The organism is Sphingobacteriaceae bacterium (genome assembly GCA_002319075.1).
Lineage (GTDB): Bacteria > Bacteroidota > Bacteroidia > B-17B0 > Aurantibacillaceae > Aurantibacillus.
Map to the genome: position 1 here is coordinate 5,311,541 of NVQB01000001.1, position 12,978 is coordinate 5,324,518.

At 37.0% G+C, this 12,978-nt stretch carries 8 protein-coding genes; 2 read left to right on the plus strand and 6 right to left on the minus strand.

What is annotated here, in order from left to right:
* Positions 1-230: 230 nt before the first annotated feature.
* Positions 231-1,319 carry a hypothetical protein gene (locus tag CNR22_22955; GenBank protein PBQ34517.1) on the plus strand — a complete coding sequence of 363 codons (1,089 nt, stop codon included), beginning with the start codon at positions 231-233 and terminating at the stop codon, positions 1,317-1,319.
* An 11-nt stretch (positions 1,320-1,330) separates the two neighbouring features.
* Here CNR22_22955 and CNR22_22960 read toward each other — a convergent pair whose 3' ends face one another.
* From CNR22_22960 to CNR22_22975, 4 genes are all read right to left on the minus strand, one after another.
* The gene (locus CNR22_22960; protein ID PBQ34518.1) at positions 1,331-2,743 is read right to left on the minus strand and encodes a hypothetical protein; all 1,413 of its coding nucleotides are present in this window, start codon (positions 2,741-2,743) and stop codon (positions 1,331-1,333) included.
* Positions 2,744-3,032: 289 nt separating this feature from the next.
* A complete protein-coding gene (locus tag CNR22_22965; protein ID PBQ34519.1) occupies positions 3,033-4,391 on the minus strand; it encodes a hypothetical protein in 1,359 nt (452 codons plus the stop codon).
* A 94-nt stretch (positions 4,392-4,485) separates the two neighbouring features.
* On the minus strand, positions 4,486-4,890 hold the full coding sequence (locus CNR22_22970; protein PBQ34520.1) for a hypothetical protein: 405 nt from the start codon (positions 4,888-4,890) through the stop codon (positions 4,486-4,488).
* Positions 4,891-4,922: 32 nt separating this feature from the next.
* The gene (locus CNR22_22975) at positions 4,923-10,472 is read right to left on the minus strand and encodes a hypothetical protein (protein ID PBQ34521.1); all 5,550 of its coding nucleotides are present in this window, start codon (positions 10,470-10,472) and stop codon (positions 4,923-4,925) included.
* Positions 10,473-10,712: 240 nt separating this feature from the next.
* On the opposite strand from CNR22_22975, the gene CNR22_22980 reads away from it, so the two are divergent.
* Positions 10,713-11,369, plus strand: a complete 657-nt coding sequence (locus tag CNR22_22980; GenBank protein ID PBQ34522.1) for a DNA-binding response regulator — start codon at positions 10,713-10,715, stop codon at positions 11,367-11,369.
* Positions 11,370-11,425: 56 nt separating this feature from the next.
* Here the strand turns inward: CNR22_22980 and CNR22_22985 are convergent, their stop codons facing one another.
* Positions 11,426-11,989 carry a chemotaxis protein CheB gene (locus CNR22_22985; GenBank protein ID PBQ34523.1) on the minus strand — a complete coding sequence of 188 codons (564 nt, stop codon included), beginning with the start codon at positions 11,987-11,989 and terminating at the stop codon, positions 11,426-11,428.
* 3 nt (positions 11,990-11,992) lie between these two features.
* Positions 11,993-12,808 (minus strand): chemotaxis protein CheR, encoded by an 816-nt coding sequence (locus tag CNR22_22990; protein ID PBQ34524.1) that lies wholly within the window; start codon positions 12,806-12,808, stop codon positions 11,993-11,995.
* Positions 12,809-12,978: the final 170 nt, after the last annotated feature.

Sequence of the window (12,978 nt, forward strand, 5' to 3'; positions counted from 1 at the left end):
CTTTTTCATATTTTAAGATCACTGTCTTTATTTTGGAATATCAGGTTATTTGCGCACTCTTATCAAGCTTACAAACACCTGACACTAAATCCTTAAAAACGCTTCTTAAAATTTGAAGAACAATGAGCAGAATAGTGTATATTAAGGGTCTGCATCGTTTTATTTTAGCATCGAAGAGTTTTGAACCTGGATAGTAGTTATGCTGGGTTCATTTAAAACAGTTGAAGTATATGCCAATAGAATCAGAAAACATTTATAATTTATTAGGGTTAAAAGTTGCCGACCATGTTTCAGCAATGCTTGCTTATTGGGATAAGGATCTTATATGCCGCTTTGCCAATGCGGCCTACAGAGATTGGTTTGGAAAAACGAAGGAAGAAATGGTAAACAAGATGACCATTAAAGAATTACTGGGCCCCCTGTTTGACATAAACGAGCCATATATTTCTGGTGCCCTGGAAGGTAGATCTCAAACTTTTGAACGTGAAATACGTTTACCAACAGGTGAGCTACGTTACTCCCTCGCTAATTATTTCCCTGATAGTATGGATGGAAAAGTGAGAGGTTTTTTTGTTCATGTGGCAGACGTCAGTTCCATTAAACGGTTGGAAATGCAGCTAGTTAAATCCAATGAGATAATTACAGAACAAAACAAACGGCTAATGAATTTTGCCAATGTAACTTCTCATAACCTGGGCAACTATTCTCATGGCTTTGCAGGATATCTGGAAATGCTGGAAGAGAATGTTGCCAGTGAATCGCAAGTGAAAATAATAAATAAGCTAAAAACCATTTCAACGAATTTTACCGAGACAGTAAAGAACCTGAATGAAGTGGTTTACATGCAAAACACCGGCACGGTTGAATTAATAGAAATTAATCTGTATGATTATATTATTAAGACCATAGCAACACTGCATGTGCAAATTCGCCATAGCCAGGTGCTTATTTTCAATGCCGTTAGTGCCGACACTGTTATTTTATGCAACCCTGCCTACCTTGAAAGCATTTTAATGAACTTACTTACTAATGCTATTACCTATAGGCAACCAGAACGCGTTGCGACCATTGAGCTAAAATGTTCGGCAGAAAAAGAAGAAGTTGTTTTTTCTATTACCGACAACGGAAGAGGAATGAATTTAGAAAAACATGGCAGCGATCTGTTTGGCATGTACAAAACATTTCATGATAACCCTAACGCGAGAGGGCTTGGCTTGTATATTACCAGGTATCAGATAGAAACCATGGGAGGAAGAATTAAAGTGGAAAGTGAAGAAGGCAGGGGCACTAAATTCACTGTTTATTTAAAACAGAAGTAGTTAAAGATGTCTTAATTACCCTTTTTAGGATCGGGTTCGGAAGGCTCTTCTTCGTAAGATTTTAACCGGTTAAGCTCTTCCTTATAAAATTTCAGCAGACAACTTACTTCAACTTCTATCACCTGCAAAGTTGGCTTAATATCTACCGGTGTGCTAAGTGCGTTGAGATCCGTTAACTGCCAAATAGCCTCTTTCATAACCGTGGCTCCAAAATAGACTCCATAATTTAAGAGCTGGTGAAGAGATTTAGGATTAATACTCTCAATCAGATTTTTTTTAAGCAGTTCAAATTCAGAAGCCTCGTTTTCTAATATAACGATAAACTCCTGGATCCATTTTTGCAGCTGGCTGGATGAATCTCCCGTAATCGAAAGAGCCATGGAATAATCGTAATTAACAGAAGTATTCGGTTTACTACTTTCTTCCACCGAAAAATTTACGCCTACATACTTTCCCACGGTCCTCCTAAAGTCTTCTACACTTAGGGGCTTTAAAAGATAATCATCATAAACAAGCAATTTATTATCACGTCGAATTTCGTCTTCTGAGTAGCCGGAAATAATAATAAGCGGAGCGCTGTTGCCTTGTGCATTCAGGCTCTTTACTATTTCCAAAGCGGACATATCGGGCAGGCTAACATCCAGCAAAATCAAATCTACTTTGTGGATTTTTGCCTGCTGAAGTGCTTTTTTTCCGGTACCGGCTATTATTGCCTGATATCCTATTTCATCCACTAATGATCCGATGTAAGCCTGATTTAAAGCATTGTCTTCAATTACTAAGACAATGCCTTTTGATTGAGCTGCTACCGTTTTTGGGGTCATTTTATAACCACCCTCATTAAGCAATAAATTATCAGAATCGTTTGAATAGGCTGGCATTAGAGGCTCAGGACTTACAACACTTTTTGCAAGAGATTTTTTTTTACTGCCAGGAAATTTACCGGTACTTTGTTTTTGAATTTCAAGTTTCACTTCGGTAAGTTCAAAAACCGTTTTAATTTTACTGCTGAAGTTACTACCTTTCTCATTAAGGACTAAATTCGTTACACTATTAAGCCGGAAAAGCAATTCAGATGTTACCACGGGTTTACAAATGAAATCGATGTTCGTATAAACTCTCAGTAAATCTAAGATCTCATTTTTAAGTACAGAAAAGATAAACATCACCGGAATGTGAGAAAGAGCCACACTCTCTCTCAAGTCTTTAAACAAGTCGATAGCTAGTAACGGCGATTCTGCCCCTAATAAAATAACATCGGGGCTTTTAGTGAGTGCCATTTTTTTTGCCTGACTGTGAGTGCGTGATACAAGAACATCATATCCATTGGTTTGCAAGAATGTGCCAATTAGTTTTATGTCGTCGGTATTCGTCTCAATAAGTAAAACCTTATTTCCAGCTATTTTTGGTTTGTCAGCATCCATTTAGTGTTATAATAACAAGTTACATTTAAATTCATTCTATCCCTTTTTATAAATGACAAGGGATAAAAAAGAAAATTTAAACAAAATACAAAAGAGAAAAGTAAGACGTGGGCCATATCCCTCTTTCATTCTTCATTTTTTTAATTTAGTGTAGCTGTTAGAACAAGGGCAATCTTCGCTACTTTTTACTTTGTTAAAAAGATTGGATGCAATTAACAAACTTATTTTTTTCAGAAACATTGATTTAGTGTTTAAACAAAAGCGCTCTGTAAATGTTTAAACTTTAATTTTAAAGTTCAGGGAGATTTCTTTGTTTCCGCTTGCTATCAGGCTGGGAGACACTGTTAAACTCTACCACAACAACAGTTCCCACATCCACCTTACTTTCAATGACGATCTTTGCATCCATCATATGAACCAGCTTATTAGTGATTGTTAATCCCAAACCAGTACCACCGTATTTTCGGGTGCTTTGTCCATCCATTTGCATAAAGGGTTCAAAAACAACCTCCTGTTCAACATTTGGAATGCCAATACCTGTATCAGAAATCCGGAATATCATTTTGATTTTTCCATCCACCTGAGGTTCAGAATTAACATGAATGATAACACCGCCTGTTTTTGTAAACTTAATGGCGTTACCTATCAGATTAAACAGAATTTGTCTGAGTCTAACTTCATCAAGAAGTATCAACTTAGGTGTTTCCGGCTCAATAAAATAGCTCAAATCAAGTTCTTTTTCTTTAGCGCGTTGCCGAAACATAAAATAAAGCTCTGTCATTAAAACTTCAAGATTCATTACCCGTGTCTGCAACTTCATTTTTCCAGCCTCGATTTTAGACAAATCCAGAATATCGTTTATAAGTGACATTAAGTTACGCCCACCTATCAATATACCATCGACGTAGTTTTCGTATTTCTGCGATAGGGTATTACCCTTCAATAACTCTGAAAATCCAAGTATGGCATTCATTGGAGTTCTTATTTCATGACTCATATTGGTAAGAAATTCAGTTTTGGCCTTATTAGCGAACTCGGCTTTTTCTTTTTCATGAAGGAGTTTTTGGTTGAGTTTTATATACTGAAGGTTTAGGGCTTCGTATTCTGCGTTGCTCTGTTTGAGTTTGCTGACATCGGTTGCGGTGCATAAAATCCCGGTAATTTCACCATCTTCTGCAAGTATGGGAGACGAAGAAAACAATATATTTATTTTTTTGCCCGATTTTGACGCATACACTTTTTCTTCTCTTTCAATGCTAAGGTGATGAGGCAAATTATTGGCAAGCGTTTGCTGGTGCGAGAAGTCTTTTTCTAAAAAGAGTATATCGATAGGCTTTCCTATGAGTTCATTTTCATCGTATTCGAGAATTTTCCGTGCAGCATGATTGATTGATTTTATAACGCCCGTGCAATCGAGTATGATAAAAATCTCATTAATAGATTTGAGAATGTTATTAGAATATTCTTTTTCTTTCGCGATACTATCTAAACTATCCTTAAGATCGTCAACCATTAAGTTTATACCCATGGCCAGTGAATCGAGGTGATCATTTTCACCCGAAAGTTTTATCTGAGCCTCATAGTTACCCTGGGCTACATGCAAAATGGTATCCAGCATGCTTTGCAACCTGTCTTTGTCTGTATTCATCGTTTTTAGATTTCTTTAAGCCTTTCAGCCGAAACAGCATGGTCGCTTTTTAAACTCATACGTGTGGTGGTTGCATTGCTAAATGTAGTTCGAATCATTTCTCTTTTAACCATAGTAAAGCCTCTGTTTTTGTTTTAAAGAGGGCTATCTCTTTTTTTTGTGAAATACCGATATAAAAAGTTGCCAGCACTTTTGCCACCGGGTGCATGCCTATAAATGCCAATCGGCCTACCTCGGTACATTCGATAAATTTCTTCAGAATTTTCCTGGCCTCTAATGAGGGCTTTCCTGCGTGCGTAAGGTCTACAAGTACACTACTGGGCTTACCATTCAAGCACGCCAGGGTAAGATTGGCGTCTTTAATGGCCTGCGCTGTTTCCATGCTTGGCGTACCATAGGCTTCATTACAAATAATATCATCCTCGTTCAGATAAATTTTACTTTCATTTACCTGGAATTCCCGCATATTGATCCGGGTGATTTTTAGAGTTGGGTTCATGATCTTGTTCTTTATTTATGAGTGAAATGTGGTTAGGTTACTTCCGAAAATTCATTAAACAGGAGCGTAAGATTTTCGATGTCGAAGCTATGGGCGTAGTAGTTTAATTTTTCACCATATCTTTCAAGTTTCTTGTTTTTATTTGTTTTTGCATAACGAATTATCTCATTTGCAAAAATCTTAATGTCATCCAGGCTCATGAGATCAGACACTTCTTTCCACTTATTGTCAAATAGTATGCGCTCCTGTGGATCAATCTGAAAATCCGTTGCTTTTTTGGAAGCAATACTTTTCTTCACAGTCATTTTCGATTCAACCTCTGGTGAGTTATCCAGGAGTTGAAAAGCAAGATAATATTTGAGAATGGCAATTAATTTATCTCTACTAAAGGGCTTGCGAATGTAGTCGTCGCAAAATTTACGGATATTACTTTCGTTGTGCGTAAGGGCCAATGCTGTAAGGGCAACAATGGGAATATGCTGCAAATGTTTTTGCGATCTGATTCTTTCTACAGTTTCATAACCGTCCATTACCGGCATCATCATGTCGAGCAGAATAAGATCGGGTTGTACTGTTTCCAGCATTTCCAAAGCAACTTTTCCGTTTTCGGCTTCAATAATTTTAAGATTAGTAGACTCCAGAAATCCTTTAACAATTTGCCGGTTGGATTCTACATCTTCGACTAATAAAACAGTTTGATCTTTAAAAATAACAGTTTGTGGTTTCTTTGATGGGTTTACCTTTTTTAATTCGGGCGCCACAACACCTACATTTTCTAAAATCACAGAAACGGTTGTACCAACATTTACCATACTTGTAATGCTTATGATACCATTCATCATGTTCACCAGGCGTTTGGTAATAGCCAGACCCAGTCCGGTTCCTCCATACTTGCGTGTACTTTGACCATCCATTTGCCTGAATGGTTCAAAAATAATTTCTTTCTGATCTTCGGGTATTCCAATTCCTGTGTCAATTACGCGGATGATCAGTTTAAAGGTGCTATCATTTTCTTTCCAGTTGGAACTAATGTTTACTGACACCTGGCCAGACTGAGTAAACTTTATAGCATTACCCAGCAAATTAAATAAAATCTGTTTTAAACGCCCTTCATCAATAAGAAGGCACTTCGGAATATCCGGCTCAATAAAATAACTAAGACTTAATTTTTTTTCTTTAGCCGTTTGCTTAAACACATTATACAACTCCTTCATCAATGGCTCGATATTTACTATAGAATTATGGATCTCTATTTTACCAGCTTCAATTTTAGAGAGGTCTAAAATGTCGTTTATCAATGACATTAAACTGCGTCCGCCTGCCAAAATACCTTCCAGATATCTCTCATGTTTTGCGGAAGTGGTTTTACCGCGTAACAAATCGGCAAATCCAAGTATCGCGTTCATGGGTGTTCTTATCTCGTGACTTATGTTGGCCAGGAATTCTGTCTTAGCAATATTTGCAAATTCTGCATGATCTTTTGCACGAATGTATTCCAATTCAAATTTGCTCCTGGTAAGCGCGTCAGAAATAACATTTGCTACTACCTTAATTTTCGCGATCTGGTCGTCTGAAAAATTTAAAAGAAATGTGTTTGTTGCCACTCCAAAAATGCCGAAAGGAGCGCCATTATTATCAAGCCTGACAAACAAAACAGAACCCATGCCCTGCTCTTCCCATTCTTCTTTCTCTGCGGCCAGATCTAAGGACACATCGCGAATGTTTGGCACAATAAATACTTGTTGTTTGTAAATATGTTCTGCAAACCAGGGGAATTGATCGAGCGGCAAATTTTGAACGCGGTGTTTTGCAGAAAGAATACCCTCTGCATGCCAATCGTGGGTATTTGAAAATAAAAAATCTTTAATTTGAAAAACGAAACACCTTTCAACTCCTATAAACTGACCGAAGAGCTTGAGCGAATTACTGACAACCTCTTCTATATTTGCGACGTTAGCTTTTACAAGGTTTGTTGAAATTTCAGCGATTAGTTTTTGAAATTCATTTTGTTGTTCAATAATTAACTGTGTTTCGCGTTTGGCAGTAATATCCCTGAATGTTCCATAGATTCGCTGTATCCTGCCTTGCTGTATATCAGCTTTGCCTATAGCTTCTACCCATTTATTAGTACCGCCCCTATTGATAAGTTCAAGTTCGAGGTTAAAACCCTCTCCGGAGACCAGTATTTTTTCGAGTGCTTTTTGGATGCTGTCTCTGCTCTCTCCCTCTTTGTAAAAAAGCGAAAAATCTTTCGTGGGCGTGTAGGTCTCATCTACCTGGTAAATGAGGCGGGTAATAACAGACCACATTGTGATGCCTGTTTCCAGATCATACTCCCAGCTGCCGAGCATGGCAACTAAGTTGGCCTGTTCAAGATTTTCTGTTAACCGTATCAACTCCAGTTCTGAAGACTTTCTGTAAGTTATATCCTGCACTATACCGACAGACTTAACTGGGTTTTCGTTTTGATCATAATGCGTGATACAAGACGTCATTACCCATTTCGTTTTTCCATCGGGCGTTATCAAACGATGTTCTGTCTGATAGTCTGTATTATTTATCAGCGAATCTTTATAAGCGGCATTTACTCTTTCCTTATCTTCAGGATGGATGCTGTTAAGCAGGTCGTCATAGGTCAACGCTTTCTTTTCGTCAGGAAGCTCCCAAATCTTAAATACGTTTTCAGACCACCAGAGTTTATTGCTAAGCAAATCAAGTTCCCATCTCCCAATCTTGGCAATATCTTTAGCCTGTTTTAAATTTGCCTGACTCTCTTTTAAACTTTGCTCCGAAAGTTTAGTAACAGAAATATCAGAAATGTACCCATCAATCCTTATAATTTTATCTTGTTCGTCTCTAATAAGTTTCCCTTTACTTCTTATCCATTTCGAACTGCCTTTAGCATCTACAATTTTATATTCTTCTTCGTAAGCACCTTCATCATTAAAAAGCTTTTCGCGTATTTTTTCCACTACAATTTCATCTTCACCAAATACTACTTTCTCCCAAATCGCTTTGTTTGCCATAAATTCTTCAGCTGAAATGCCAAAAAGCTTGCTGATAGATGGGGTAATAAACAACAGCTTCATAGAGGGCATGCTTACTGACCAAATAACATCCTCTATTTCATCAAAAATACTGTCGAGTTTTTCTTTTGCATACTTAAGTTCATTTTCGCTTTGAATTATTTTCGTAATGTCTGTGGCCACTGAGTCAATACGAACAACTTCGTCTGCCGGATTTTTTACAAGCTTACTTTTAGTCGAAACCCATTTGTTTTCGCCTGATTTTGTTTTAATTTCATATTCACGTTCAACGGTTCCTTTCTCAAATAGTTCTAAATTGTATCCTCGTATTTTTTCTAATGTTTCAGAAGAATACATTTTTTTCCATGTATTTTTATCCTGAATAAATTCCCCGATCGAATAACCAGAAAGCCGCTCAGAAGCTTCATTGATGAAAATAAAATTGCCTTTGATGTCTGTAGACCAAACAGCACTTTCAACGTTGTTGATTATATCATCCATTTGCTTTTTAACGGTAGTCAACTCAAATTCAGCATTTTTGCGTTGCGTTACTTCATAGCTTATAGAAAGAAACTCTTCCATTTCTCCCTCTGCGTTAAAAATGGGATTTACCACAGAGTAGACCCAGTAATGACAACCATCTTTGCGTTTATTTTTCACTTCACCCGTCCAGATCTCTCCCAAACAAATACTATCCCAGAAAGCTTTCCAGAAAATTTCAGTATGATAGTCTGAATTGAGAAGTGAATAGTGTTGGCCCACTATTTCATTGCTTGCATACCCGGATATTTTACAGAACAGTTCGTTCACAAAAACAACAAGTCCTTTTGTATTTAAGCGCACAACCATTGCGCCCTGGTTCACGGTTTCAGTAAACTCTCTGAGTTGTTTATTCTGCAGTTCCAGTTTTCTTTCAATTTCCTTTCTTTCCGATATGTCCTGCCCTGTTCCTCTTAACCTTACAACTACGTCTTTTTCATTTAAAACACATTCACCTGTATTTAGGATATATTTAATCTCGCCATTGTTGCACCTGATACGATATTCAAATTGATAATCCTTTTTCTCAAGAAGTGCTTTATCGATAATTTCTTCAATTAAAAACAAATCTTCTTTAATAATTTTTTTGCTGCATACTTCTAATATGTCTGCATTAGAAGACGGAGATAGCTCGTAAAGCTCGTAATGTTGTTTTGAAAAAAAGAGAGACCTTGTCTTAAGATCAAATTCCCAACTACCGATTTTGGCCAGCGATTGAGCATGGTTTAATCCACGTTCTGCCTCCCGAAGATTCGTGATGTCTGAAAATACGCCAAGTGTTCTGGACAGTTTGTTTGCAGCGTCTTTCTCTACCTTAACGCGTGCAAATACGATTATTTCTGTTTTGTCTTTTTTTATTGCTCTGTACTCCAGTTCAACTTTACTATCATGTTTTTTTAATGACTGATATTTCTTAATGATAACTTCCAGATCTTCAGGATGAATGATCTTCCACCACAAATCTTTATCGTCGGTAAATTCTTTCGACGTGTATCCAAATATTTTGAAAGCATTTTTCCCATAGAAATGTTCGCCGGTGTTACGATCGACATACCATAACATATCGTCAATCGATTCTACAATATCATTGATTCTATCTTTGATTTGCAACACTTCGCCTTCATTTTTTTTTCTCTCCGTTATATCACTTAAAATAAGATAAGCGTGTGTTATTTTAGTATGGTCTTTTACCGGAACTATCTGAATAGAAAAGTAGCGTCTAAAAGATTTATCATCGCAGGTTGTGAACTCCTCGTGAATAGTTACGCCATTTAAAAAAACATTGCGAAGCCATTTCGTATATAAAGGTTTTACATCGTAGGGAAGTTGCTGGAGGATGTGATCCCCGGCGCTGACACTAGCGTTATGAAAGAACTCACGTACTTTATTAATGTAAGATATTTTGTAATCTGTATTTACAATGGTTAAAAGATCAGGTGAATTCTCTGTAACAATCCTGTTTTTTTTTTGTTCTTCCTGAAGTTTCTTCTCGCTTTCAGCCCTATAAATAAGGCCGCCAATTTGCTTGGCGAAAAGCTCAATATTTTCATGGTCAGTAAGTTCCTGACCTTTTGTAAGCACCAGCATCAATGTACCTATAACTTCCTTAGGACTATAAATACCAACCGAGTAAATATCCCCTATGTTCAATGCTTGCTTTAATACTCTTAATAGTCGTGCATGTACGAGAGTGCTTGTGCTTTCAACGTTAGTGCGCCGTACCAATGTCTTTGAGCCAAGCGCTTCTAAACCAAATTCCTCAAGAGGCCACTCCTTGCCTACTATCTCAAAACCAAAAAAACCCACAGCTTTCAGAATATTTTTCTTTATTCCCGAAAGAGCGATGCTTTTAATCTTTGCCTTATCCTCTGAAAGAAAATTAATGATTGCGTAACTGGCCCCGGATAAACGAAGCAAGTCGTCGCATAGTTCTGAATAATCTATATTCTCTGCGTTAATAGCATAATACTTAGAAGAAACTTCTTTAAATACCCGAAATTTTTCTTGTGATGACATACTCTAGTTTATATGAAATTACAACATAAATGTATCACTCTGTAGTTAAAAGAACGCATAAAGACCTGCTTGTTACTAGGGTATTTACCCTATTCGATTAGGCCTTTTACAAGTTGTTTATTCCATATTTTTCAAGTATAAATTCTCCGGTTAAAAACAATTCTCATTTTAAAACTGCTACTAGTGAAAAAGTTATTGCTTGAATGCCGCGTATTTCGCTACATTTACCAAAAATTAACAATGGTAAATATTTTTTTAGTTGACGATCATCAAATTGTTAAACAAGGAATAAAATCTTTGCTGAATGAGATTGATTTATACCAAATTGTTGGAGAAGCGGCAAGCGGTGAAGAGTTGTTAAGCCAATTAGGGAAATCAAAAATTGATCTTGTTATCACCGACATTACCCTGGAAGGAATGGACGGAATTGAACTAACAAAAAAGATAAAAAAAACTGCCGGAGAGTCTGTTAAGGTTATCGTCTTAACAATGCATGCAGATAATTATCATATTAACCAGTGCTTTGAAGCGGGAGCAAATGGTTATATGCTGAAAGATTTTATAAAAAATGAACTTTTTACCGCCATTGAAATGGTGATGCGAAATGAAGTATACACAAGTCGTACCATATCTAACGTGCTTGCCAACAATTATCTTAACCGAGAATTTCCCCAAAAAAAGAATGCAAATTTTAAGGTAGATATTTCAAAGAGAGAGAAAGAAATTATTGAATTAATTAGCAGCGGGCTGAGTAATAAAGAAATTGCCGCAAAAATACATCTGAGTGTGAGTACCGTGGATGCGCACAGATGTAATGTTTTTAAAAAACTTGAAGTAAAAAATACTGCCGGAATGATCATGAAGGCGTTAAAGTTAAAAATTATTGACGTAAAGTAATACCGCGTACATTCATTGAACTAACTTAACTCGTTTCGTCACCAGCAAGGCTTAATTTATTTTTCAAGTAAAAACGAAATTATTTTTCGCTCTGTAAATATGTAATCCACACATTTAAGCGCCAGAGCAGCAGCTGGCATAAAGGGTGCACTGCATTCTTCAGGATCCTGCACTATAGTAGTTCCACCATTATTTTTTACCGCGAGCATACCATGTGCCCCATCTTTATTTGCGCCGGTTAGCAGAATCCCGATCAATCCACTTTTATAAACTTTTGCAGCGGTTTGAAAGGTAAGGTCAATGGCGGGCCGGGAGTAATTTACCAGTCGGTCTGTTGAAAGTGAGAATGTTTTGTCGCTGCCAATAAGGAGGTGGTAGTTAGAAGGTGCAATATAAATATTACCCGGAAGAATAGGCTCTTTATCATTTGGCTCGAAAAGGGCGCAGTTGGCATTTAATTCGAATACCTCTTTGATTCCTTCGGCGACATTTTTCATGCGGTGAACACATACAATAACCGGCAAAGGAAATAGTTTTGGTAATGCTGCAATAATTGTATTAAGCACCGGGATGCTTCCTGCCGAACCTCCAATTACAACTGCCTGCCTGTTGTTTAGCATAAATTAAATCAGTTGGTAAATTTTTTCTATCGAATCGTATTCGGAGAAACTTCTGAAATTTTCATAATAAGACATCGTTTCTTTTTTTCCAATTACAACGAAACCCTTTTTGAACAAGCTTTGATGAAACAAATGAAAAACTCTCTCCTGCAATGTTTTATTAAAATAAATCATGACGTTTCTGCAAAGAATCATATCAAATTTTGAAAAACTTGATCCTGCTGATAAATCATGTTTCAGGAATTTTACATTTTCCAATAAATAGGGATCCATAATTACATCTGAATCTTTTGTGGTATAATAGTCTGACAAAGCGTGTCTGCCGCCCGATTTAATGTAATTCTCCTCGTTAAGCGGCATAGACTTTAAGGAGTATTTTCCTTTAGTAGCATTTAAAATAACTTCTTTATTGAGGTCGGAGGCAACCATTTTTGCTTTATGGTATAAGCCTTCTTCTTTGAGAAGTATAGCCATTGAAAAAACTTCTTCGCCCGAAGAGCAGCCCGCGTGCCATATTCTAATGGAAGGAAATTCTTTCAGGTGCTTTAAAATCTCAGTCCGAATACTATTCCAGCATTGCGGATCGCGAAACATTTCAGTAGTATTTACAGTGATCTCCTGCACAAACAAATCAAAAAAAGTGACATCGTTTAAAAGCTTTTGAGTTAAGGCAACTACATCTTCAAATGGGTGAAGACTTAAAAACCTCTCTATCCTGCGCTCCAGTGAGGCCGCGGCATAGTTTGAAAGATCGAGATTGTATTTATTCTGCAACTTTTCGTAAAGCGAATCCAGATTCCAGTTTTCAATTTTATTCATGCCTGACTATTTTACCGCAAAAGTATATTTAAATGGCTATCTACAATGTTTAAAATGCCGGCCTGAATTTAAACACGCGTAATTTTCTTAAAATTATGAATAGCCGCGCGAACCCTGTTAACACAGGCCACTACAGACTTTTCTCTACCTCATGAACTAGGTATTTACCC